20 protein-coding genes are annotated in these 25,617 nt (G+C 55.6%); 11 read left to right on the top strand and 9 right to left on the bottom strand.

Translation table 11 applies throughout. The features are described from left to right. Positions 1-37: 37 nt before the first annotated feature. Positions 38-904, bottom strand: coding sequence for a histone deacetylase (locus VGH19_00840; protein ID HEY1169887.1), 867 nt, complete (start codon positions 902-904; stop codon positions 38-40). Between the two features lie 261 nt (positions 905-1,165). Between VGH19_00840 and VGH19_00835 the strand changes: the two genes are divergently transcribed. Continuing rightward, a complete protein-coding gene (locus VGH19_00835) occupies positions 1,166-2,179 on the top strand; it encodes a peptidoglycan recognition family protein (GenBank protein HEY1169886.1) in 1,014 nt (337 codons plus the stop codon). A 1,402-nt stretch (positions 2,180-3,581) separates the two neighbouring features. On the opposite strand, the gene VGH19_00830 is transcribed toward VGH19_00835, so the two are convergent. Both VGH19_00830 and smc read right to left on the bottom strand, forming a co-directional pair. Continuing rightward, positions 3,582-4,592, bottom strand: coding sequence for a hypothetical protein (locus VGH19_00830; GenBank protein HEY1169885.1), 1,011 nt, complete (start codon positions 4,590-4,592; stop codon positions 3,582-3,584). A 457-nt stretch (positions 4,593-5,049) separates the two neighbouring features. Further along, complete coding sequence (gene smc, locus VGH19_00825; GenBank protein ID HEY1169884.1) at positions 5,050-8,832, bottom strand: chromosome segregation protein SMC; 3,783 nt, start codon at positions 8,830-8,832, stop codon at positions 5,050-5,052. Positions 8,833-8,998: 166 nt separating this feature from the next. On the opposite strand from smc, the gene VGH19_00820 reads away from it, so the two are divergent. The 3 genes from VGH19_00820 to tnpA all read left to right on the top strand — a co-directional run bounded on the left by VGH19_00820 (position 8,999) and on the right by tnpA (position 11,639). Further along, positions 8,999-9,736 (top strand): ATP-binding cassette domain-containing protein, encoded by a 738-nt coding sequence (locus VGH19_00820; GenBank protein ID HEY1169883.1) that lies wholly within the window; start codon positions 8,999-9,001, stop codon positions 9,734-9,736. Continuing rightward, positions 9,733-10,947, top strand: a complete 1,215-nt coding sequence (locus VGH19_00815; protein ID HEY1169882.1) for an ABC transporter permease — start codon at positions 9,733-9,735, stop codon at positions 10,945-10,947. The genes VGH19_00820 and VGH19_00815 overlap by 4 nt, the downstream gene beginning before the upstream one ends. Positions 10,948-11,192: 245 nt before the next feature. Next, entirely contained in the window at positions 11,193-11,639 is a 447-nt protein-coding gene (gene tnpA / locus VGH19_00810; protein HEY1169881.1) for an IS200/IS605 family transposase, read from the top strand. A 139-nt stretch (positions 11,640-11,778) separates the two neighbouring features. Here tnpA and VGH19_00805 read toward each other — a convergent pair whose 3' ends face one another. Continuing rightward, positions 11,779-12,306 (bottom strand): hypothetical protein, encoded by a 528-nt coding sequence (locus VGH19_00805; protein ID HEY1169880.1) that lies wholly within the window; start codon positions 12,304-12,306, stop codon positions 11,779-11,781. Positions 12,307-12,416: 110 nt separating this feature from the next. Between VGH19_00805 and VGH19_00800 the strand changes: the two genes are divergently transcribed. Together VGH19_00800 and VGH19_00795 are read left to right on the top strand one after the other, a co-directional pair. Then, positions 12,417-13,946, top strand: a complete 1,530-nt coding sequence (locus VGH19_00800) for a DUF4080 domain-containing protein (GenBank protein HEY1169879.1) — start codon at positions 12,417-12,419, stop codon at positions 13,944-13,946. Positions 13,947-14,126: 180 nt separating this feature from the next. Next, the gene (locus VGH19_00795) at positions 14,127-14,918 is read left to right on the top strand and encodes a dienelactone hydrolase family protein (GenBank protein ID HEY1169878.1); all 792 of its coding nucleotides are present in this window, start codon (positions 14,127-14,129) and stop codon (positions 14,916-14,918) included. Between the two features lie 19 nt (positions 14,919-14,937). Here VGH19_00795 and VGH19_00790 read toward each other — a convergent pair whose 3' ends face one another. From VGH19_00790 to VGH19_00770, 5 genes are all read right to left on the bottom strand, one after another. Next, positions 14,938-15,903, bottom strand: a complete 966-nt coding sequence (locus VGH19_00790; protein ID HEY1169877.1) for an NAD(P)H-dependent glycerol-3-phosphate dehydrogenase — start codon at positions 15,901-15,903, stop codon at positions 14,938-14,940. 93 nt (positions 15,904-15,996) lie between these two features. Beyond that, positions 15,997-16,335, bottom strand: a complete 339-nt coding sequence (locus VGH19_00785) for a P-II family nitrogen regulator (GenBank protein ID HEY1169876.1) — start codon at positions 16,333-16,335, stop codon at positions 15,997-15,999. Positions 16,336-16,353: 18 nt separating this feature from the next. Beyond that, positions 16,354-17,796, bottom strand: coding sequence for an ammonium transporter (gene amt, locus VGH19_00780; GenBank protein ID HEY1169875.1), 1,443 nt, complete (start codon positions 17,794-17,796; stop codon positions 16,354-16,356). 180 nt (positions 17,797-17,976) lie between these two features. Next, entirely contained in the window at positions 17,977-18,480 is a 504-nt protein-coding gene (locus VGH19_00775) for a hypothetical protein (protein HEY1169874.1), read from the bottom strand. 12 nt (positions 18,481-18,492) lie between these two features. Beyond that, complete coding sequence (locus VGH19_00770; protein HEY1169873.1) at positions 18,493-19,173, bottom strand: DUF4388 domain-containing protein; 681 nt, start codon at positions 19,171-19,173, stop codon at positions 18,493-18,495. Between the two features lie 433 nt (positions 19,174-19,606). Between VGH19_00770 and VGH19_00765 the strand changes: the two genes are divergently transcribed. The 5 genes from VGH19_00765 to VGH19_00745 all read left to right on the top strand — a co-directional run bounded on the left by VGH19_00765 (position 19,607) and on the right by VGH19_00745 (position 25,534). Further along, entirely contained in the window at positions 19,607-19,897 is a 291-nt protein-coding gene (locus VGH19_00765; protein ID HEY1169872.1) for a ferrous iron transport protein A, read from the top strand. Position 19,898: 1 nt separating this feature from the next. Beyond that, positions 19,899-20,138, top strand: coding sequence for a FeoA family protein (locus VGH19_00760; protein ID HEY1169871.1), 240 nt, complete (start codon positions 19,899-19,901; stop codon positions 20,136-20,138). Positions 20,139-20,160: 22 nt separating this feature from the next. Then, positions 20,161-22,416, top strand: coding sequence for a ferrous iron transport protein B (gene feoB, locus VGH19_00755; GenBank protein ID HEY1169870.1), 2,256 nt, complete (start codon positions 20,161-20,163; stop codon positions 22,414-22,416). Positions 22,417-22,542: 126 nt separating this feature from the next. Beyond that, the gene (locus tag VGH19_00750) at positions 22,543-23,967 is read left to right on the top strand and encodes a glycosyltransferase family 39 protein (protein HEY1169869.1); all 1,425 of its coding nucleotides are present in this window, start codon (positions 22,543-22,545) and stop codon (positions 23,965-23,967) included. An 88-nt stretch (positions 23,968-24,055) separates the two neighbouring features. Continuing rightward, a complete protein-coding gene (locus tag VGH19_00745) occupies positions 24,056-25,534 on the top strand; it encodes a hypothetical protein (GenBank protein ID HEY1169868.1) in 1,479 nt (492 codons plus the stop codon). Positions 25,535-25,617 lie beyond the last annotated feature (83 nt).

Raw genomic sequence — 25,617 nt, 5'->3', positions numbered from 1 at the left:
TTTCCCCCTCTGTGTATTCCGCGTATTCTGTGGTTTATCACTTCCCCTCAATCCCCTTCAGGTAAGCAAAGATCAGATTCGGCAAATCCCGGCTATAACCTCCCTCCAACACACTGAACGTCGGAATGCCCAGCTTGCGGATGCTCTCGCCCATCCAATAAAAATCATCCACCTCCAAAGTGCCTTGGGCTAAAGGATCATGCACATAAGCATCAAATCCGGCAGACACACAGACCAAGTCCGGCTTGAACTTGCCCATGTCTTCGAGCGCTTTGCTCAGCACTTTCTTCCACTGCTCACGCGGAGTATCTGGAGCTACGGGATAGTTGAAGCAATTGTCTCCCACATTCTTCGTGCCCGTTCCCGGATAGCACGGATGCTGATGGATGGAGTAGAAGGCCGTGTTCGGTTTCCCCAGCAAGATCGCTTCCGTGCCATTGCCGTGATGCACATCGAAATCATACACCGCCACCTTCTTCACCCCTTGCTTCTGCGCCTGCAACGCCGCGATGGCGATCTGGTTGAAGTAACAAAATCCCATCGCCTTGTCCTGCGTGGCGTGATGTCCCGGCGGACGCAACAGGCTGAAAGATTTCTCACCCTTCTGCGCCAGTTCCAATCCCCGCAAAGCCCCACCCACCGATCGCCGCGCATGTTGCTCAATGCCCTTATGCGCCAGCGTATCCCCATCGAAATCATAGAGCGCTTCTGTGATGCGTTTCAGATGCGCCTCCGTGTGCGCCAGCGTGATGACCTTATCCTCGACCGTTACCGGCTTATCCCACGTGAGCTTCAGTTCCTCCTGCCCGCGCAACTTGGTCAAAGTATCCGTGATCCGTGCCGGACGTTCCGGATGCCCATAGGATTCGTAGCCTGTGCAACGCTCGTCAGTGATCAAGTGCATGAAGACATCATGCCTCGTTTCGCAAAAAAACACAAAAGCGGATTTCTTAAACTCATCGAATCACAGCACCGAAATATCATTGGATGAGGAAAGCAAGATAACACTGAATCACCTTCGCCTGAACTCGCGACTCTGTCGGAGCTCGGAGGGGGAGAGGGGTACCGGATTCCCTCGTTTCCCCACCCTCTTTGGACAGTGCCGTTAAAACAGATACACAGCGGCTTGCCTCTCCCCGCCTCTTGTCCCCATCATGACGCCCAGATGAATTACGCCGCCACGTTCCGCCTTTGCCTACTGGCACTCGTGCTCCCACTTTTCCTTTCCGGCTGCGCTCTGCCCAAACGTTCCGGCACCCCGCTCAAACGCACTGGCGATGAGATCATAGTAGCCGGCCAGCTCTTCCACACCGGCACGAAGGTGGTTACCTGGATGGACCCGAACGGTTACGACGCCTACCGCGTGGAACGCCGCTTCGCCCCCTTCGATCAATCCTCCTGGGAAACCTCCAAGGTCGCCGTCGCCGCCCTCACTTCCCCGAACCGCTACGGTCTCCGCAAAGCCGGTCTGACCGATGCCGAGATCGAACGCGTCCGTGGCGGTGGTTGGGATTTGAAACTCTTGCAAGATAAGGTGGACCAGTTCGTCTATCACTACGATGTCGCTGGCACCTGCCGTCAATGCTTCCGCGTGATGCACGATAACCGCTGCTTGAGCGTGCATTTCATGCTGGACATCGATGGCACCATCTACCAGACGCTCGACCTCAAGGAACGCGCCTGGCACGCCACCACTTCGAACACCCGCAGCATCGGCATCGAGATCGCGAACATGGGCGCCTACACCTCCCCAACGAACAGCGCCCTCCTCTCGTGGTATAAGCAAGATGCCGAAGGCAAAACCTACATCAGCATTCCCGAACGCTTGGGCGATGGCGGCGTGCTCACGAAAAACTTCATCGGCCGCCCAGCCCGCAACGAACCCGTCTTCGGCATCGTCCAAGGCACCAAGCTCTATCAATACGATCTGACAAATGAACAATACGACGCCCTCATCCGCCTCACCGCCACCCTCTGCAAAATCTTCCCAAAGATGAAATGCGATTACCCGCGTGACGAAAAAGGCCAGCTCATCCCCGGCGTCTTATCCGAAGAAAAACTCGAAGCCTACCAAGGCCTCATCGGCCACTACCACATCCAGAAGAACAAGACCGACCCCGGCCCAGCCTTCGACTGGAGCCGCATCGTGGAAGGCGCCCGCGCTAAGATGAAACCGTGATCAGCCACTCATCACTTCCTCAGGACGCCTCCTGACACTGCCTTCATCGACGACCACGTCAGGAGGCGCCCCGGTTAACCGGTATCATCCCGGACCAAGCAACGTCCGAAAAGATACCGGCCTACCAACGGGCTTACCTTCTCATACCTCATACTTCATAATTCATACGTTCCCCTGAGTAGCCTTCCCATCTCGTCCGTTCAATGTGACACTCCGCGATAGCATCCTGTTCTGCGGCACTCTAGCCACCAGTCCACACCTCCCGGATCCGACCCTCGCCAGCCACTCCACAAAGAAACGCAGTTAGCCTGGTAGGGCGGTGGTGCTCCGCCGCCCTAACTCTTTTCGTCAAGGCACTCGCGAAAACACCACCCACCTTCCGCCGAAGCACGACGCTTCTTCTCCCTCTCCTCTTAATGAGGAGAGGGCCGGGGTGAGGAGTGAGCGCGCCCAGCGATATAAAATCACCCAGCGTTCACCTCCCACCCGGAAGCCGAACTTCGGCCCTGCATTTCCTTAAAAGGAAATTATGTCAAAGAGCAATGAAACCACCCGACCCCTGTGGCTGTATCTGGCCTACGGCTCCTCCTCATAGGGAGGCCAGACTCTGGCGCTGTCCTGAACCCGGCTGGTTCCGCAGTGAGTACTAGAGATTCCCCCGTGGGTCATAAAATCCTACGCCCACCGACGTCCCGTTCCCCCTCCAGCTTACGAGCCCCGATCCAACACCCGATACACCCACATATCCTACCAGAGATTGGTAGGGCGAGGCTCCCGACGAGCCCTGACCTTTTTCGTCAAGGCTCACCCGAAGGTTCTCACTCACACCCATCATCTGATGATGGCTCCATAAGGATTGCCAAAACGATTCCAACGAACCAATGGCGTGAGGATTATCTGGGTTTTCCCGTCTCTGACCTGAAACATTAGACCAGAAACCTGAGACTCCCTTTCAGCCTCTCCTTTACCAGCAGCGAGCTGCCAGCATCTACATTTATCTCACAAATCTCTCAAGAAAACCACCACTTTTCGCTAAAATTTACATCAAAAACCCAACCTTTTCCCACGCAAGAACATCCAGAAAACCCAATCGATGTAACTCGCGTTTCCCCTCTCCACTTTTCCCCTCCATTCGCCTGCTCCCATTCGGTTGAAAAACCTTTTCCATTTCCTTCCCAGTTTCGCTTTTTAGAGCGTTTCAAAAAAAATGTGACGGATAGGGGGCGCGGATTTTTGAGTTCTGGCGAGGCTTTCGCGAAGGAGCAGCTTCCCAAGACCCTCTGCCAGAGCCGAAAAGACGCCAGCCCCCAAAAAGACTGCCCGCTTCGCTCCCCAGACAATCGGCTACAGTAATTTTTGAACCGCTCTCAAGCGGGCCAATTCCACCCACCACCGTTGTGGATCACAACCCTTTGTTATCCACGTTCTTGATATTACGATCCACCGCTTCACCCCTGCCCTCCTTGGCCAGCGCGCCATCCTTATACCTCAGCTCCAGTTGATAGCCCGCCCCAGATAGCTGGCGTGAAGTTTTTACCGTCACCGTCTTGTCTCCCTGTATCATCATGCGCGCGAACTCCGAATCGAACAGGTTCTTCTTCGTCTGGTATTTCGCCTCGATCGCTTTCACCAGCGAATCCCGCCGGATCTTGCCTTCCGATTCACTGGGCACCGGACCCATCGCCCAGATCTCAAATATCCTCTTCGTATCGGGCGTGATCATGATCAGATAAGTGTCGAAGTAAGCATTCGGTGTCGGCGGCTTCACCTTATACATTACTTCTCCCGAGGTCGTTTTCGCGGTCGCAAGCGCTTTGGTGGGATTAAAGACCTCACCAAACTTAAGCCCAAATGCCCCTTCGATCTCCCCGGTCGCAGCCACTGCGGGAGCAGGTGTGGCCACCGGTGCAGGCGTTGGTGCCGGCGCCTCCTTCTCGGCCAACGGCGTTAAACTATCATCCTTGCAAGTCAGCACCAGAAAGGCCACCGCCGCCCGTGTCTCATTGACCAGGAGCGAGACCGTCTTCTGTTCCGATGCAAAGAACGCCGCCCCCTCCCGCCGGTTCGTCTTGGCCGGACCATACATTTTCTCAAGCTCCGCCTTCACTGTGTTAAAGACCCCCATCGCGGCGTCCTTGCCCGGATATCTTCCCGTGGCCGTGATCGTATGGATTTTCTTTGTGCCCGCCGTGACCTCCACCTCATAAGTCTGGAAAGATTTATGCGGTGAAACTGCTTTGACCTCATACTTCACCGCTCCACCGGTCGCGACAGTTTTATTCACCACCCCAGAAGTGTCCAAAACATCGCCCAATTTGATACCGAAAGCCCCGTTGATAGGCTCAGCGGCCAAACTTAAACCTGCCCCCACAATCAGGGCCAACAATACAGTGATCTTAGCGATATTTTTCATTTTCTCTCCTTAAAATTAGTGCGCCTCGGCTATGAAGGTCAGCCAGACGATGGCAAAACTATAGGAGCGTCATGACCAGACTGCAAGCTCCACCTGCCCAGAGCAACTAGTTGGGGCGCATCGGGGGATACGCCCCATAATTGGTGGCTTTGATTAAAAACTGGTGCGTCAAGTGCGGCCGCCCCGGTGCGTGCCATTTCAGCCCGGAGGGCGGAAGAAAATAGCCCACCATTGTTATGAGAGAAGAGAGGAGCAAGTCCCGGAGGGACGAAAGAATGGGCGCGATGATTTCAGCGGCCATTACCTTCTTTGTGTCCTTCGTGTCTCCGTGGCGATTTTCCCTGTTCGCGTTTTTCGCTTACTCCGCCAGCCACCTCGTCCATCTGGTCGTTTTGTACTCAGAGTAAAAAAAAGGCCGCGCTCATAAGCGCGGCCTTTTGCATTTGTTAAACTCAAACTACTTCGACTCCGCCAGCTCCAGCGTCTCCTCCCGCTTATGCAACGCATCCTCCTGCGCATTCACGGTTCCTCCGACTGGCGGCGGCACCAGCGGCTTGCCCTGCTCCGGCGCCGCAGCACCATTCGCATTCGCGGCTTCATCCGCCTTGTGGAACTTCACGCTCACGATGCGGCTCACGCCCTGCTCTTGCATCGTCACACCGTAGAGCACATCCGCGATACCGATCGTGCGCTTGTTATGCGTGATGATCACGAACTGGGATTGATCCAGGAACCGCTTCAGCACACGCAGGAAGCGGTTGATGTTGGATTCGTCCAGCGGCGCGTCCAACTCGTCCAGCACGCAGAACGGACTCGGCTTCACCTGGTAGATGGAGAAGAGCAAAGAAACCGCCGTCATCGTCTGCTCACCACCGGACAGCAGCGTGATGCTCTGGAGCTGCTTGCCCGGAGGACGCGCCACGATGTCGATACCGCTCTCCAGCACATTCGCCTCATCCGCCAGCACCAGGTCCGCCTTACCACCGCCGAAGATCTCCGTGAACATCACGCGGAAGTTATCGCGGATCTGGTTGAACGTGGTGATGAACATCTCGCGCGTCTGCGTGTTGATGCGATTGATCACATCCATCAACTCCGTCTTCGCATTCACGAGATCGTCGTGCTGCGTGGTGAGGAATTGATAACGCTGCTCCGTCTCCTCGTATTCCTCGATGGCCACCAAGTTCACCGGCCCCATCTCATCCACCCGCTTCTGCAGCATCGAAACCTGCTCGGATACTTGGTTCCAATCCGTCGCCATGCCGCGTGAAGCCATCTCTTCCGGTGTGAGCGTCTCGATCTTCGGCGTGCCTTCGCTCGCGTCCGTGATTGTGATGCATTCGCTGCGGATATCGTCCAGATTCAACTGATACTTCTGCTGCACGCGCTCACGCAGGTTCTGCACCGCCATGCCTTTTTGCGCGAGCTCGACTTCGATAGTGCCCTTCTGTGATTGCAACACACCCACGCGCTGACGCTGATCCCGCAACGTGCCTTCGCGGTCATCGATATCCACGTTCAGCTTGTCGCGATCGCCCACCAGTTCCGTGGTCTGATCGTTCACCTGCGCGCGCTCATGCTGCAACGCTTCGATACGCTGACGCGACTCGGCGATCTCCACCTCAGCCTGCTCCTTGCGTTGCAGGAAGGAACCCATCTCATTCCGGCGCGTGTCCGCCAGATGCTGCATCTCCGAGATGCGCTGCTGCAAAGGCCGCACTTGATTGCGGAAGGAAGCGAGCATCTGTTCATCCGTCGCCATCGCGACCTTCGCCTCGGTCAATGCGGCATTCGCCACATCACGCTGCTGACGCAGACCCTCGAGGCCATAATTCATATCCGCGAGCTGCGCCTGCAAGGACGCCTCGCGATGTTCCAATTCCCCGATCCGCGCCGCCATCGCCTCACGCTTCTCCGCTCCTTCGCGATCTGAATTGGAAAGATTATCAATCTCGTACCCCACCGTGTCCGTCTTTTGCAGCAAGACGCGCATGGAATTCTGCAACGCACGGAACTCACCCTCACGGCTCGCGATGGCAACTTCCTGCGTGCGCAACTGCGTCTGCGCTTCCTGCAAGCTCGCCTGCAAAGTCGTCTGCTCGCTCTGCAACGCACCGCGTTGACGGCTGAACTCGTTCACCTGCTCCTGCAACTGCGCGAGCTGCCCCTTCAATTCCGCGATCTGGTTCTTACGACCGAGGATAGATGACGGCGCCTTGCCGTTATTGTTGCCGTTCGTCTGGCCGCCGTTATAAACGCCATACGCATTCAGCAACTCACCCGTCATCGTCACAAAATCATGACGCCCGTTGCACTCACGATAAGCCGTCGTCGCCAGATTCAGGTCATCGACGATCAACGTACGACCTACGAGACATTCGAGCAACGGCTTAAACGCTTCCTCCACCTCCATGATGGACAGCACCGAGGTCGTGCCCACCGTGAAAGTCGTCGGTTCAACTACCGCCGAAGCCCGTCCTTGCAACAAGCTCACCGCCGCGATGCTCGCCTTGCCCTTCTTATTATTGCTCAGGTCCGCGAGGATCTGTACTGCCGCTTCCGGCTGCTCCGTCAAAACCAGTTGCAGGTTTTGGCCGAGAACCGTTTCCACCGCCTTGATGTATTGGTCCGGCACCCGGATCTTGTCCGCCAAGGAACCCAGTACCGCTTGCGATTGCTTCAAGGCCGCCTGCGCACCGCCGCTGAAACCTTCGTGCGATTCCTCAAGCTGCTCCAGCACGTTCAAACGTGAACGCTTCTCCGCCTGCTGCCGCACCAAACCATCAAGCTGCTGCGAAGTCTGCGACAGCTCCTGCTGGATTTCCTTCAAGCGCGCCTGCCGCTCTTCCACCGTACCGCGCTGCACTTGGATGTTCAGCTTGTCCGCTTCCGCATTCGCTGAGAACTCCGCCAAACGCGCTTCCAGACGCGTGCGCTCTTCTTCCAATTGCACCTTCTCCGAGTGCAATTTCTCCAGGCGCACGATGTTGCCCTGCTTCTGCAGATCGAGCTGGTTGATCTGGTTGCGCACACGGCTGAGCTCCTGCGCCGCCGAGAACAATTCCGACTGATTACGGCGGATATCCTCCTGCTTGCCCATCAACTCCTGCTCCACGCCATGCAACGATTCGCGGCGCGATTCCAGCGTCTGCTTGTGCTCCGCCAGCTTCACTTCCGTCTCCGCGAGACGTTGCGTAACGCTGTTCAATTCCTGCTCGGAGATCAATCGACGCTCTTCCGCTTGCGCGATATCACCCAACGCTTTCGCATTCTGGTTCTCCAATTCACGCAACCGCTCTTCATTGAAATGGATGCGGCTCTCGTGACGATCAATCTGGCCTTTGAGTTCCAAACCGCGTTGTTGTGAAAGGCTGATCTCTTGCTCCAGTTCCGCGAGACGCGCACGCAACTGCGTCAATTCATCTTCCGCACGATTCACACCGGAGCTGGAGGATTCGATTTCCACCGTGATCAGGCGCAACCGTTCATCGCGTTCCGTGATCTCGTTTTGCAGGACGTCGAAATTATGCCGCGCGAGCTGCGTATCCAGATGTTGCAGCTCCACCATGATCTGCTTGTAGCGACGCGCCTTGCCCGCCTGCCGTTGCAGCGAGCCGATCTGGCGCTTCACCTCTTTGATGAGGTCTTCCACGCGCAGGAGGTTTTGGTCCGTATGCTCCAGCTTGCGCAGCGCTTCCTTCTTCTGCGTCTTGAATTTCGTGATGCCCGCAGCTTCCTCGAAGACCATGCGACGATCTTCCGGCTTGCTGGACAAGATCTGGGTGATGTTGCCCTGCGCCATGATCGAGTAGCTCGTGCGCCCGACACCCGTGCCCATGAAAAGCTGCTGGATGTCTTTGAGACGGCAACTCGTCTTGTTGATGAAATACTCGCTGCCACCATCGCGGAACACCCGACGGGTCACCGTCACCTCGTTGTAATCCATCTCCACCCCGGCCGCCCGGAGCTGGTCCTTATCCACGTCACCGATGGTCAGGGACACCTCCGCCATACCGAGCGGCTTCCGGCTGTCCGTGCCGTTGAAAATGACGTCCGCCATCTCACCACCGCGCAGCGCCTTGGCGGATTGCTCGCCCAGCACCCAGCGGATGGCATCGGCCACATTGGACTTGCCGCAGCCGTTAGGCCCCACGATGGCCGTGATGCCCGGCAGAAAGTTCAGCGACGTCTTGTCGGCGAACGACTTGAACCCGAGGACCGTTAGATTCTTGAGGTACATGGCACTTGCTATGAAACGCCATTCCCGGATTCCCGCAAGGGAAAAACCACCATGGATAGCGGGAAGTTATTCACAATTACACAACCTATTGTGGTGCCCCGTTCATAGTGAAAATCAGAAAAAGCTCGTTTTTATCTCCTTTTAGCGATAACGTGCCTCCTGAAACATGATTGTAGCCCAAGGATTGGCCAAGACGTTCAAGGACCCCAAGCGCGGAACCTTCCGGGCGGTGGATGGTGTTAGCTTCCGGTGTGAGCCGGGGCAAATCTATGGTTTGCTCGGGGCCAATGGCGCTGGCAAGACCACAACCCTCCGCACCCTCGCCACTCTGCTCAAGCCCACCGAAGGCACTGCCCAAGTCGCCGGTTTCGACATCGCAAAGGACCCGGAGAAGGTCCGGGCGAACATCGGTTTCCTCTCCACGGCCACGGCGCTCTATGCCCGGCTCTCGGCGAAAGAGACGATCGAATACTTCGGCAAGCTCAACGGCCTTAGCTCGAACGTGCTCAAGAATCGCGTGGCTGAACTCGTGAAGCTCCTGGAGATTGAAGAATTCGCCGATCGCCGCTGCGATAAACTCTCCACCGGCCAGAAGCAACGCGTGTCCATCGCCCGCACCTTGGTCCATGACCCGCAAGTGATGATCTTCGATGAACCCACGCACGGCCTCGACCTCATGACCGCGCGCACCATCGTGGGCTTCATCAAGCAATGCCGTGAGCGCGGCAAGACCGTCATCTTCTCCAGCCACATCATGAGCGAGGTGGAGCGCTTGTGCGACCACATCGGCATCATCCATCACGGGAAGCTGCTGGTGGAAGGCACCATCACGGAATTGAAGACACGCACGGGGCTGACGGACCTCGAAGAGATTTTCGTCCAATGTGTGGAGGGCAAGGTATGAACTGGCACAACATCCGCACCGTTTATTTCAAGGAGCTGCTCGATACCCTGCGCGACAAGCGCACGCTGATCTCCTCCGTCATCGTGCCGCTGCTGCTCTTCCCGCTCATGACCATCGGCTTCGGCACCGTGGCCGCAAAAGCCATGAAGAGCCTGAACAAAGAAACCGTCAGCATCATGGTCTTCGGCCAGGAACACGCGCCCACGCTCGCGAAGAATCTGGAGCGCGCCCCCGGCATCAAGATCGAGAAATCCACGGAAGACTATCGCCAACGCATCGGCGATAAACGGCTCCGCGCCGCCATCGAGTTCCCTCCGGGCTTTGAAGAAGCCCTGAAGCAAGGCGGCACAAACGCCCCGCACGTGAAGATCTACAGCTACGAAGGCGAAGTGCGGTCCCAAGTGGCCGTGAGACAATTGCAAGCCATGCTGCGCGATTACTCCGATAAAGTCGTCGGCACCCGCCTCGCCGAAAAAGGCCTCTCCCACGAAACCTTGAAACCCTTCAAGACCGATGTGGAAAACGTCGCACCACCTGAGAAAGTCACCGGCTCCATCCTCGGCGGCTTGATCCCTTACATGATCATCTTCCTCTGCTTCGTCGGCGCCGTGACCCCCGCGATCGATGTCACTGCCGGTGAAAAAGAACGCGGCACCATGGAGACGATTCTCGTCACGCCCATCAGCCGCCATGATCTGGTGGCCGGCAAGTTCCTCCTCGTCGTCACCGTGTCCCTCATCACCACGCTGCTCTCGGTGACCTCGTTCGCCATCACCTTCTCGCTACCCATGAATGCCTTGAAAGGCTTGGGACCACAGGCCTCACCGCTCATGGCGTTTCAGGTCAGCCCGCTGAGTGTCGTGTGGGTGCTCATCATGCTGCTGCCGCTGGCGGTGTTCTTCTCCGCGCTGCTCATCGCCGTCGGCACCTTCGCCCGCACGTTCAAGGAAGCGCAGACCTACATCTCCCCCATGATGGTCCTTGTGATCATCCCGGCGGTGGCGGCCACGTTGCCGGGCTTCGACCTCAGCACAAAACTCGCACTCGTCCCCATCCTGAACGTGAGCCTGGTCTGCAAAGACGTCCTCACCGCGAACTTCAACTGGGGCCTCATCGCCCTCACCTTCCTCTCCAGCTGCGCGTATGCGTGCGTAGCGCTCTACGGCGCAGTGCAGGCGTTCAAACGGGAATCGGTGTTGTTTAGGACGTAGTAAATCGTCCTCGTACTCGTCGTCGTCCTTCGTCCTCGGTGTTAATGACGAATGACCAAATCCGAATGACGAAGGAATGAGCAATGCCCAATGATTTAAGATTAAACAACGCAACGAAAAGCCCTTTTCCCAAAGCCGGAGGCTTTACAGCATGTAGCCGGTGGTTTCGCGAGGCACGAGCGACACCACCGGTAACCAATCAAAAAAGAAATGCACCCCGGAGGGGTGCCAGCAAAAGAACAGATATGCCATCCACCCACACCAGCTTTCATTACCACCTCATCTTCGCCACCAAAAACCGCGAACCTTTCATCACCAAAGAATGGCGCGACAAACTCCATGAATACCTCGGCGGTACTGTTCGTGGCTTGGGTGGAACACCTCAAGGTGTCGGCGGCGTGTCCGATCACGTTCATCTCCTCGTTGCACTCAAACCAACGCATTGTCTCTCCGACTTCATGCGTGACTTGAAGAAATCTTCATCCCTTTGGGTAACTGATAGAAGCCTTGAACGGCAATTCCAATGGCAAGAAGGTTATGCTGCGTTCACTGTGAGTCCTACAGCCCGAGAATCAGTGCAGTCGTATATCGCGAACCAAGAGAAGCATCATCAGACCAAATCGTTTCGAGAAGAATTGGTTGAAGTTTTGAAACAGGCTGGAGTGGAATTCGACGAGCAGTATTTAGATTGAGGGTTTATGTAGCGTCTTTTTGCTAGCACCCCTCCGGGGTGCAGCTCTTTTCGAAACTTTGTCCGGTGGTGTCGCTCGGCCCTCGCGAAACCACCGGCTACAAGCTTTTATCCCTCCGGGATAAAATCAGACTAACCCATCAAAGCAAAATCAGACGCCCCTCAGGATAACACCCTTTCCATCCGCAGGGCCAAAAACCCTTTTCAAACCAAGGTAGCTGATCGCGAAAGAATGTTATGCGAGGAAATATGTCATCTACCAGCAATTCAAAATATGCATACCGGACAAATCGTTCAGGAAATTCAATCCGTTCATACGCATAGCTGAACGTATCCTTGTAATACTCTGGATACCTTTCCAATAAAACATCCATAACCTTACTTACTTGAGCAGAACTCCAAGGCGTAACAAACCAATTCTGCAATCGATGCTGCTGCACCAATCTGCCAGAATCCATGATGCGCCGCTCAATTTTGGTTTCCGCATCAATCATGACATCTCCCCAAGGAGCAACAGGACGATCCAGTAAAAACTCCAGTTTAACGCGTTCGACCTTCTCTTCATCTGTGCATGAAGTTTCAATCCGTGAAAACCAAGGTAACGACCCCAAGTGTTCCTTAAATTTCAGTATCGCTGCTGTATTTTGGCCAAAATCCTCGGCTTTCATGATATTCAACGGTGATAAAATATATAGCTGAAGGCAATAGCCATCATTTAACCTCAGTTATTTTCCCTATTCTCCTCCACCTCTGAATCGTCTATGTTGTCTGTCCTGTCATGACCGACATTGTCCTGACCACGCTTAATGCGAAGTACATTCATGCTGCCTTTGGCCTGCGCTATCTGCTGGCCAATATGGGTGAGCTGCAAGCGCGTACGTGTCTGGTGGAGTTCGATATCAACCAGCGCGCCTTGGACATCGCGGAGGTCTTGCTGGCGCGGAATCTGCAGATCATCGGCTTCGGCGTGTATATCTGGAACACCGTGCAGACGCGCGAGGTCATCTCCACGCTGAAACGCATCCGCCCAGACCTCATCATCGTGCTGGGCGGACCCGAGGTGAGCTACGAGACGGAAGGCCAGGAGATCGTCGCGCTGGCGGATTATGTCATCACCGGCGAGGCTGATCTGGAATTCGCCAAGCTCTGCCGCAAGCTCGTGAACGGCGAACGCCCCGCGTCAAAGATCATCGCCGCTCCCCTGCCCGATTTCAGCCAGATCAAGCTGCCCTATGAGCTCTACAACAAAGATGACGTCGCCCATCGCATCGTTTACATAGAGGCTTCACGCGGATGCCCCTTCACCTGTGAATTCTGCCTGTCCTCACTCGATATCCCCGTGCGACAAGTGCCGTTGGAAGCCATTCTCGCCGAGTGCCAGAAGCTGCTAGATCGCGGGCTGAAGCAGTTCAAGTTCGTGGACCGCACGTTCAACCTGAACCTGAACATCAGCAAGGCAATCCTCCAATTCTTCCTCGATCGCTGGCAGCCGGACCTCTTCGTCCATTTCGAGATGGTGCCGGATCGCCTGCCCGAAGCCTTGCGCGAACTCATCGCGAAGTTCCCGCCCGGTGGCGTGCAACTCGAAGTCGGCATCCAGACCTTCAATCCCGAAGTCGGCAAGAACATCAGCCGCCGTCAGGACTTCAACAAGATGGCGGATAACTTCCGCTATCTGCGCGAGCATACCGGCGTGCATATTCACGCGGATCTCATCGTGGGTCTGCCCGGTGAAACGCTCGCGAGCTTCGCCGCAGGCTTCGATCGCCTCATCGCGTTGAAGCCGCAAGAAATCCAAGTGGGCATCCTGAAACGTCTACGCGGCACACCCATCGTACGACACGATAAAGAGTTCACGATGCTCTACAGCGCGCAGACGCCGTATGAGATCTTGCAGAATCGCGACCTCGATTTCGCCACGATGCAGAAGATGCGCCGCTTCGCCCGCTTCTGGGATCTCGTGGGCAACAGTGGTAACTTCGTCGAAACCACCCCGCTCATCTGGCACGAGCAACCCTCCGCCTTCCACGCATTCCTCGAATGGACCGAGTGGCTGTATCAACGCGTCGGCCGCACGAACCAGATCGCCCTGCCCCGTTTGATGGAGTTCCTCTTCGAGTTCCTCACCACCGTGCGAGCCATGCCGATTGAAGCCGTGGCCCTCTCGCTCTGGCATGACTTCCAACGCGCCGGTCGCAAAGATAAACCAGAATTCCTGCGCCCCTATCTCTCCGAAGAAAAGCATCCCACGCCATCGCGTGAAAAGCTCACCGGCCCGAAGCGTCAGGCACGACACGTAGCAGCGTAAGACGAACGGCCACCCCCTCTAAGGCCACATGGCGGCCATCGAGAGCAAGAAAAGTTTAATCTCTCGAAAATCTCATCAAAACCGCAGTAAAAACCACTGAAACGTTGACCCGCTGTAGAGAGACGGTTACTTAAGTTGCTGCCAGCCAATCCGCCAAAAACACACCAAGCTGGAGACACCATGACGATCATCGAGAACGAGTTAGAGGACGTGATCACGCCCACCGGGCCGATGCGCACCTACATCTTCCGCCCGGCTGCACCAGGCCGTTACCCGGGCATTTTGCTCTACTCAGAAATCTTTCAAGTAACGGGGCCGATCCGTCGCACCGCAGCCATTCTCGCGGGACACGGCTTCGTCGTGGCCGTGCCGGAGATCTATCATGAGTTCGAGCCTGCTGGAACAGTTCTGCCTTACGACCAAGCAGGCGCGAATCGCGGCAATGAATTGAAGATCACCAAGCCGTTGTCAGGCTACGATGCTGATGCACGCTGCGCCTTGGATGCGTTGCTCGCGAATCCGCATTGCACCGGCAATCTCGGCGTGATGGGCATCTGCATCGGCGGTCACCTCGCCTTTCGCGCGGCGTTGAATCCCGATGTGCAAGCGACGGTCTGCTTCTACGCTACGGACATCCATAAACGCAGCCTCGGTCAAGGCATGAAGGACGACACCATCGACCGCATGAAGGAAGTGCGCGGCGAGATGATGATGATCTGGGGCCGCCAAGACCCGCATGTGCCGGATGAGGGCCGGGCGCTCATCTATCAATCCATGTTGAAGGCGGGCATCCATTTCACCTGGCACGAATTCAACGGCCAGCACGCCTTCCTGCGCGATGAAGGTCACCGCTACGATCCCGCGCTCGCTCTCCAATGCTATCAGATGGTCACCGGCCTCTTTAAGCGCAAGCTCGGCGAAGGCGATCAGCGCGTGCACATCGAAAGCGGTCCGGCGGAATCAAAGCACTGATTTCGTTAAGCAGAACGTGCTAAATGAATCGGAGCGCCTCGGCCAAACCCGGTCGTTTGCCTTCCACGATCTCTTTGACCAAGCACGCCAGCGGCACCTCCACTTTTGCTTCATTCGCCCATAGGCAAACGGAGTGAACTGCCCAAGCACCTTCCGGCAAAAGCTTGGTTTCAGACAAACCTGAATTCGATCCCAGCTTCCAGCCATAGCCGCGATTGTGGCTGTCTTTTGAGAAACCAGTAGCGACCAAATCGCCCAATCCAGCCAGCCCGTAAATAGTTTCGCGCTGCGCACTCTTAGCGATCGCCAGCATCGCCATTTCACGCAGCGCCGCATTCAACACTGCCGCTTCCAGATTCTTCCCGCCGCCCAACGCATCCAGATATCCCAAGAGGATGGCATAGACGTTTTTCAAGATGCCGCCCAGATACACCCCTGTCACATCTTGCGTCGGCAAAGTGCGGAAGAAATCATTCTGCAACGCACCCTGCCATAGCGCACACTGTTCTGATGATACCGAGGCCAGCATCACCGCCGTCGCCATACCTCGAGAAAATTCATTGGCAATCGCGGGTCCGCCAAGAATGGTCAGTTGATCTGAAGCCACCACCTCAGCAATTTTCTCCGAGATAGGTTCATGCGTATCACGCAACACCCCTTTGGCGGCACTGATCACGGGTATTTTCGAAGAGAGAACCGGTTTCACCTCCAGCAATGCATCCACAATAAAAGCCGAAGGCATGGCGAGGACCAACATCGCCGCATCTTGGACACACTCAATCCGCGAAGAAGTCGCACGAATCCTTTTACTGAGTTCCACACCATCCAGATAACGGCTGTTGCGATGGCGTAAATTGATTTCCTCCACCACTTCCGTAAAAAAATCCCACAGCACGACTTCATGGCCATTGCTCGCCAGCAGATGGCCCAAGGCAGTTCCCATATTGCCCGCGCCGAGAATAGCGATATGTCCGCTGTGTTTCATTTCCGCCCATGATAGGCGGGGATTTTTCCAAACTCCAAAAATAAAAAAGGCCCGGACATCAGTCCGGGCCTTTGTGCATTCACTTAACCAAACTTAAACAGCCTGCTCACCCTTCTCATCCGTGCGGATGCGCACGATATCGTCGATGGGCATCACGAACACCTTGCCATCACCAATCTTCCCGGTCTTGGCGGCTTTCACGATCGCTTCTACAGCGGCGGCGATCATGCTGTCAGCCAGCACGACTTCGAGTTTGATCTTGGGCAGAAACTCCACGGTGTATTCAGACCCGCGGTAGATCTCTGTGTGCCCCTTCTGGCGGCCGAAGCCTTTGACTTCGGTGACCGTCATGCCCTGCACGCCGATGGTGGAGAGAGCTTCCTTCACTTCGTCCAGTTTGAAGGGTTTGATGATTGCTTCGATCTTTTTCATGATCCAGTCCCTTTCGGATTACTTCGGGTTGTTCATCACGAAGTTCGGATAGGCCTCGTTGCCATGTTCGCCGATATCCAGACCTTCCTGTTCCTCCTCAGGTGACACACGGACGCCCATGACCGCCTTGATGAGGTACCAGACAATGAAGGATACGATGAAGGTGAAGGCGCCGACGGCGACCACACCCTTGAGCTGCACGCCCAACTGCGTCATACCGCCCGTGACATCGAAGGCAGCAACAGCCTTGGAGGTGGCATTGTCTGCCAGCAGACCAAGCGCCAACGTGCCCCAGATGCCGTTCACCAAGTGAACGGAGAGAGCACCCACCGGATCATCAATCTTGATCTTGTCGAAGAACAGCACCGAAACCACCACCAGCACACCGGCGACCGCGCCGATCAGGATGGCCGCAGGCACGGTGACGAATGCACACGGAGCCGTGATGGCCACCAAGCCGGCCAGACAGCCGTTCAGCACCATCGTCAGGTCAGGTTTGCCGAGGAGTATCCACGCTGTGAGCATGGATGTGATGATGCCGGCAACTGCCGCGGAATTGGTCGTCACAAACACGTGAGCCACCGCTGAACCGTCGCCCATGCCCATCACGGAACCGGGGTTGAAGCCGAACCAGCCCAGCCAGAGGATGAACACACCCAACGTGGAGAGCGCCAGACTGTGCCCCGGGAAAGGATGCACCTTGCCATCTTCCGTGAACTTGCCGCGTCGCGGTCCGAGGACAATGGCACCGGCAAGTGCCGCCCAGCCACCGACTGAGTGAACCACCGTGGAACCGGCGAAATCATAGAAACCAGTCTTGCCTTCTCCCGGAGCACCGAGGAAACCGCCACCCCAGATCCAGTGACCGGTGATGGGATACATGAATGCCACAAGGACGAAGCTGAACACCACGAACGAGTTGAACTTGATACGCTCGGCCACCACACCGGAAACGATCGTGGCCGCCGTGCCGGCGAACACAAGCTGGAAGAAGAACTTCGCCAGCAAAGGCACACCCGACCAGCCAATCGAAGAGTAGTCGCCCTTGTAATCCGTCAAGGTCGCCGGACTGTTGTCCGCACCACTCAGGAAGAAAAGCCCTTTCGTTCCCATGAACGGATTGCCATCACCGAACATCAATCCCCACCCGATGGCGTAGAAGGACAACGAGGCGCAGGCGAAGACAACGAAGTTCTTGGCCAGGATGTTCACCGTGTTCTTCTGCTGGCACATGCCTGACTCTACGCATGCAAAGCCGGTGTTCATGAAGAAAACCAAGGCACCGGCCAGCAACACCCAAAGGGTATCGATGGCGACGCGCAACGCACCGCTCGCTGTCTTGAGTTCGGCGATGGGATCAGCAGGAGCTTCAGGAGTGGCCGCAGCCACAGCATTTGTCACCGCCGCCGCAGTCTCAGCAGCCGGAGGTGCATCTGCCGCCATTCCGAGCCAGGGAATCATCCCTAGTGCCATTGTACATAAGAGCAGTTTGAGTATTTTCATAGTTTGGTTTCGATGTGTCTCTAGGGTCCGGCATGACTGGAAGCACTCGCTACCAGTCAAATTTTCTGCGGGCACACCGCCTGCGTGCCCATTTTCTCAAGGGTTATCAACAACCTCAAAGACCGAGGATACTGATGATCAGTCCACCGGCTGGCCGCGGAAGAAACGCCGGTGAATGCTCGTTACCGGCTTGGGCGCCTCAATCTTGATGGGCGCAGGCGCAGGTGCTGCAACCGGAGCCGGTGATGGCGCGGCCACAGGCATGGGAGCCGGAGCAACTGGCGTCATCGGCAGCGGCTTGGCCGTCGTGATCTGCGTCGCAAGCTGGGAAAGGGCCAGATTGCTGGCCATTTTCAACGCCGGATAGTTCACCGTCTCCGACGTCAGGATACTGAGAAAACCATGGGCGGCGCGCCGGATATACAGCCAGTAACCATCGAACTTCAGCAGCAAATCATCAAACTGGCTCACCTGCAGATCGAATGTGCTGTAAATACTGAGCAAACGGCGCCCGAGTTCAGGGAAAATTTCGTCAGCGAAGATGGCGGGCATCTGGCGGCAGACCAGTTCTCCGCCCGTGTTCAGCACAAAGCTGCCCTCCACACCGTGAATATCCTTTAAAGCGTTTAGAATCTTTTCCATGGCGATCTAAAGTTATACGAGTTTCTTGGTGATCTGGGTGAAATTGGCTTTCGGAGTTGTGACAAAGCACGCGACCGATTTTTCATTGATCACACAGATGCCCTTGTTCTGCCTGCCATGCAGGTCCACCTCTTTCAGGTTTTCCGCCCCCAAGCTCTGGCCGATGAGGCGCAGCAGCTCGATGTTGAACGCGAACGCGGCTTGCAGGTTTTCCGCGTCGTCCGACTTGGCCTCCAGAAGGCTGCCATCTTCGCTGAACTGGATACCAGCAACCACCTCCGGATCCGCCAGCACTTCAAGTACGGGATCTCTTTGCATAAATTGAGCCTTGTTAAGTTGAATCACTTCCCCACCCACTTGCAGATCAGGGGCAGTCGTTTCGTCATTACGGGAGGCAGATTCCAAAAGCAGCCCCTGCCAATGCCGCGTTATGGTTTCATCTGTAGGACGGACCCCGTCTTGAATAGTGAAATTACCATTTCTCCACCGCAGCATCTCGTAAAAAGCCTCTTCACCAACCATGCTACCCACCTGGGCATGCACCACTTGACCGCCAGCGAAGTAAATGACCCCCACTTTATCCTGCGTTTCCACCTTCACCGAACGTGTGGCCAAGGTCAGACATTCCATCTGGATGAGGTCCTGCAATGTTGCCCCCAACATCACACCCTCAAACCCCCGTGGCGCGGTCATAGCGTTACTAATCATATTTCACCTTTTTTACATCCGTGATCGGCCCACTCACTGAAACCTTCACCGATACTCTGAGTGGCATTACAAACTATCTTCGCGTTTCTAAGCACTGCCCGTGCCAGCCTTCTTGCTTTTGCGAAACTAGTCATATCGGTTAGTAAAGTGGGCACTTTACCTGAAACAAATCGGAGCCATTTGTCTTTTTTTATCCATCGTGAGTGCTTTGGAAGTGACCAGCCTCAAAATCCGTTGTGGACAAAAGAATCCACTTACAGACATTAACTGCCTCGACAATGTTTTTCTCCCTCATTGAAACCCTCTTCACACCTGCCTTGCATTTGCCGATCTAAAAACAGGCTGATGGATACAGCATCACGGGTAGCATAAAACCCTCTTGCAACTAAGTCTCAATTACGGAAATAATCCCCTTGCTGTGAGCAATACGTCTCCCCTGACCGTATCGGTCAATGGCCAGTGCGCCGCGCCAAAACTTTGTCCGCTGAACAAAGTGAAGGCGGGCACCTGCGTGCGCATCAAGCAATTGACCGCCTCACCCGACGTTATGAACCGCCTGCGTGAGATGGGCTTTTGTGAAGAACAAAAGGTGACCTTGCTCAGCGCCCAGTCGAATCTTATCTGTCTGGTCTGCAATGCCCGCTTGGGCATCAGCACTCAACTGGCCGAGGGCATCCTCGTGGAGCCCCTCACTTCCCGCGCCGCCTGACATGCCTGCTGAAACCCAGCCGCTCTCGTCCCTTACCGTTGGGGCCAAAGGCACCATCGCCACCATCCAAGTCCCGCCGGAAAGCCGCGGCCGTCTCATGGAGATGGGCCTGTTGACCGGCACTCCCGTGGAGATCGTCCGTTACGCTCCCCTCGGTGATCCTATCGAGATCAAGGTGCGCGGATATCATCTCACTTTAAGGAAACACGAAGCCGAACAGATTCTGGTCCGTCTTGCCTGACGTCCGGAGGTAACAGATCGCCATGTCAGCCACTCCGTCACCAGACAGCAAGCGAACCGGTGCGCCAACCTACTTGGCGCTCACGGGCAATCCGAATTGCGGCAAGACCACCCTCTTCAACGCGCTCACCGGTCTGCGCGCCAAAGTCGGCAACTACGCCGGTGTCACCGTCGAACGCAAGGAAGGCAAGCTGCGCCACACGCCTGCGGATATCGATGTGACCGTGCTTGATCTGCCCGGCACCTACAGTCTCAGTCCGAAATCGCTCGATGAAGAAGTTTCCCGCGATGTCCTTTTCCATCGCCTGCCCGATGTCCCCGCCCCTTCCCTGGTAGTCGTTGTTGTCGATGCTTCGAATCTCGAGCGCAACCTTTACTACGCCACGCAAGTCATCGAGCTGGGTTATCCCACCATCGTAGCCCTGAACATGGTGGATGTGGCCAAAGAAAACGGCCACGAAGTCGATGCCGGGAAACTGGCCAAGCGCCTAGGAGTCCCCGTGGTCCCGATGGTCGCCAGCAAGAACGAAGGTTTGGATGCATTGCGCGAAGCGATCGTAAAAGTCGTCCGGGAAGGTTGCGTGCGCCCTCGTCCGGTCCGCTTCAGCGTGCTGCCTCAGCCGCTGGAACGTGAACTGGCGGAACTCGCTGCCGAGATCGAAGACCGCATCAAGAACCGCTTCACTGCTGCAACTGCAGAAGCTCTGTTGTTACTGACGGACGAAAAGGTTTCCACGGAAGCGCTGCATCTTCCTCCAGAGATCACGGAACGCATCAAAGCAGCGCGCAAACGTCTGGATGATTTGCAAGTGGACTGGCGAGGCGGCCCGATTGAAGCCCGTTATGCCACCGTGGCAGATATCCATACGGATACGACCACGGAAACGATGCTCTACAAGGAAACGTTCAGTGACAAAGCTGACCGCATCCTTACCCACAAGGTCTGGGGCCTCCTGATCTTCATCGGCATCATGGGGCTTATATTCCAGAGCATCTTCACCTTTGCCAGCATCCCGATGGATCTTTTGGATGGCGGCGTTGCCTGGGTGAGTGACTGGGTGAAGGGCCGGATGGCTCCCGGAGATCTGCAGAGCCTGATCTGTGATGGCGTCATCGCCGGTGTCGGTGCCGTCGTCATCTTCCTGCCACAGATCTGCATGCTGTTCCTTTTCATCGGTCTGCTGGAAGACAGCGGCTACATGTCCCGTGCTGCCTTCTTGATGGACCGGCTGATGAGCAAAGTGGGCCTGCACGGCAAGAGCTTCATCCCCATGCTCAGCTCCTATGCGTGCGCGATCCCCGGCATCATGGCCACCCGCACGATTGAAAACCCCAAGGACCGACTCGCCACTATTCTCGTGGCCCCGTTGATGAGTTGCTCTGCGCGTCTGCCAGTTTACACACTGCTCATCGCTGCGTGCATACCGGACCTCAAAGTTCTTGGCTTCTTTAATCTCCGCGGCCTGACCATGTTGAGCATGTATCTGCTCGGCACCATCACCGCTTTCATCATGGCCTGGCTGCTCAAGAAGACCTTGCTCAAAGGTGAACCGCCGCTGCTCATCATGGAATTGCCGCCTTACAAGCGGCCCGTTTTCAGCGTCACCATGCGCCATCTGTGGGACCGCTCGAAACTGTTCCTCACGCGCGCAGGCACTGTCATTCTTGGCATCTCCATTCTGCTGTGGTTCCTCTCCTCCTATCCGCGCAGCGCCGAAAAAGCCGCCGAGTTCGAGGCCCAACGTGCGGCTGTTCCCACCATGACCTTCGCCCATGCACAAACGGAGGAAACCATCGCTGAAGCACGTGAAGCCAAACTCAAGGAGATCGACGAAACGGAGAAAGGCGAGATGCTGCGTTACAGCTATGCTGGCCGTTTGGGCCATGCCATTGAACCAGCCATCGAACCCTTGGGCATGGACTGGAAGATTGGCATCGGTCTTGTGGCTTCCTTTGCCGCCCGTGAAGTGTTCGTCAGCACCATGTCCACCGTTTACAACGTGGAGTCAGATGATTCGGAAGAAGGCACCCAAAAGCTCGCCGAGATCCTGCAAGACCAAAAACGCGAAGATGGCACCACGCTCTACACGACCTTGCTTGGCCTTACACTCATGGTCTTTTACGTTTACGCCCTGCAATGCGTAAGCACAGTCGCCGTAGTTTATCGTGAGACGGGCGGCTGGAAATGGGCGGTGTTCCAACTGGCATATATGGGAGCACTTGCTTGGAGTGCGGCATTCCTCGTATATCAGGGCGGAAGGATGCTCGGCTACCAATAAGCGGCAAACCACCATGGACACTGCCTGTCTCTTCCCGCTAAAGTAAATCGCATGGCGTCAAAGAGCGATCCAGATACCCCCGACAGACAGAAAGAGATCAAACCCGGCCTGTATCAATGGATCGTCTTGGGGCTGGTGCTGCTGTCTTTTCTGGTCAGAGTCATCATTTCTGTCCGCGACAGTCTTTGCCTGGATGAAATCTGGTCGCTAAATTTTGCCTTGGCGGTGGACCACTGGTGGGAGGCTTTCACCAAGATTCGCAGTGTCAACAGTCATGCCGCCAATACGGCGTGGATGCATTTGGTCGGGCTTCAGGAATATTGGGGCTGGTATCGCCTGCCCGCAGTTCTATGCGGAACTGCTGCCGTCGCATTGGTGGCATGTCATCGCATCTTCGGTTCTCAACGGCAGCGTTTGCTGGGAGCTTTCCTGATGGCAGCTTCCTACCCTTTCGTCCATTACTCAGCGGAGGCACGCGGTTACACGCCGGCCGCCCTTTGCGCATTACTGGCCTACCTTTGCCTGAAACTATACTGGGAGAAGAAATCATTAGTCCGTCTGGCCGGCTTTCATCTCTCGATCATCATCGGTCTGACCTGGCATTTGAGTTTCATTTTTATCATTGCTGCCTTCGGCTTCTGGATAGTCTGGCGTAATTTCAATAGCATCAAAGGAACCGGCCCAAGATTGCGGGAATCCGCCGCTCTCCTGTTACCTTTCGGGATGTTCACTGCGGTATTTTATCTCATATTTATCCGCCACCTGACCAATGAAGGTGGCAAGACCACGATCGTATGGGATGGTATCTGCAATGTTTTCGGCAATGCCTTGGGCGGGCCTGATCACGGCCCCTTGGCGCTGTTTAGTGTCCTCATCGTATTGAGTCTGATCTTCTGCAACGGCTACAAACTCTGGCGCCAGCGTTCTCCTGAATGGGTGTTTCGGACCTGCGCCCTTCTCTTGATGCCTGCCATCATCGTCGCCAGCCAGAACACGGATTACATCTACTACCGCTATTTTCTGGTATGCTTCCCTTTTCTCTACCTGCTCATCGCCGAAGAAATCATGGCTGCCTGGCACCGCACTTCGTGGCAACGGATCACCGCCACGGTTTTTCTGATCCTTATCACAACTTTCCATGTGGGCAGAACCGCCAATCTGATGCGTTACGGACGAGGCGACGGCGTGGGCGCTGTCCTATCCATGGCGAGCCAGACAAAAAGAACGCAACTGGATATCGGCAGCGACCACGATTTCCGCATCAAGATGATGCTTTTTTATTACGGATACTTTGTGCCCAAAGAACTGCCGGTGGTCTACCATGATTGGAATCATTGGCCCAAAGACGGAGTGGAATGGGTCATCGCCCACCATAGCGAAACACGCTCTCATTTCACCCGTAATGGCATCGTGTACCGCCTGGATGCCACCTATCCTTTTTTCGGCGGAGACGCAGGCATGAAATGGGATGTCTACAGGAATATCGGCCCGGCTTCCAGCACGGCAAACCAGCCCGCTGCAAACCGCCCGGCGCAGGAACAAAGCCGCTAAACCAGGCAAAAACCCGGTATTAAATGGGCATCTACGATCCGAGACAGATGGACACAGCAACTGCTTTCCCCTAACGTTTCCCATCGAAATGCAGGTCGAACCGCCAGTCGAGTCACCCTCCGCCGACGATCTTTCGCGATCCCAGAAGAAGTTCCTGCTGCTGCTGGTGCTCGCAGCATTCGCAGTAAGGGCCATCGCCTCCATTCGCGATGGATTTTGGCAGGACGAGATATGGTCGCTCGGTCTGGCCTTGGGAGTACAAAACTGGTGGGAGATATTCACCAGAGTCACCAGTACCAACAGTCACCTCGCCAATACCCTCTGGCTTCACCTTCTGGGGTTTCAAGAAAACTGGGGTTGGTACCGGTTGCCTGCTGTGTTGAGCGGTTCAGCGGCTGTCGCCCTCGTCGCAGGACATCCGGTTTTTGGAGCGCCCCGGCCACGATTGCTGGCCGCATTTCTGATCGCCACCTCATTTCCTTTAATCCATTTCTCCAGTGAAGCCCGAGGGTATGCACCGGCCATATTCTGCGCCTTGCTGGCCTACTTCTCTTTGCAGCAATATTGGAAAAAAAAATCTGCCCCTTATCTCCTCCTTCTCCATCTGTCCATCATCATGGGCCTCCTGTGGCACCTGACTTTTGTCTTCATCCAAGGCGCTCTTACCGTGTGGATACTATGGCGGACAGCTCGCGAACCCGGAACACATCAGCAGCGCCTCCAAAAATTGCCCAAATTTCTGCTGCCTCATTTAGTATTCGCTGCGGCTCTTTACTTGGGTTACATCCGCCACACTGTCAATGAAGGCGGTAGCACCGTGACCGTTCTGGGTGTGTTTCTCGAAGTGTTCGGCATGGTTTTAGGCGGTCCTTATATCGGATGGCCGGCACTGTTCAGCGTCCTCGTTGTCTTGGGCGTCATTTTTTGGAATATCACGCGCCACTACCGGCAAGGCTCGGATGAATGGCTGTTCCGACTGATGGTTTTGCTGGTCATTCCGAGTCTGTTATCCGTCATTCAAAATAATGGCACCATCTACTACCGCTTCTTCGTCATCTGCTTTCCTTTTTTCTACATCGTATTGGCAGAACAGATCGACTTGGCCTGGCGCAGCTCATCGGCTAAAAGAATCATCGCCACAGTCGCACTGATCGCCATCACCTGTGTCCAGACCGCGCGCACAGAGCACTTTTTGAAATACGGGCGTGGAAATTATCTAGATGCAGTTTTTTACATGGCCACAACTTCGTCCAAGGCCGAACTTCATGTTGGCAGCGATCATGATTTCAGGAACAACATGATCCTTTCCTACTACCGCTATTTTTTACCCAAGGAGATCACACTCGTATATCACGAGTGGAAAAACTGGCCTCCAGGCGGAGTGGATTGGGTCATCGGCCACGTGCAGGAAGCCAAACCCCACTTCATCAGGGACGGCATCCTTTATCGATGGGACAAATCGTACGAAACCTTTGGCGGTGACGCTGGGGCGACCTGGCATCTCTATCGGAAAATCGGCCCCGCAAACACCGCTGCAAAAACATCGGATGCTCCCTCTTCTAACTAGTATGTTTTCCAGGACATGCTAATCCATGCCATGGCTTGAGATTCAAAAATTTTCAATCCCTTGAAACTCCTCCAACACGAGAT

This window comes from Verrucomicrobiia bacterium (assembly GCA_036405135.1).
Classification (GTDB): Bacteria; Verrucomicrobiota; Verrucomicrobiia; order Limisphaerales; family JAEYXS01; genus JAEYXS01.
The sequence above is the reverse complement of the archived record's forward strand: the minus strand, read 5'-3'. Positions and strand labels throughout refer to the sequence as shown.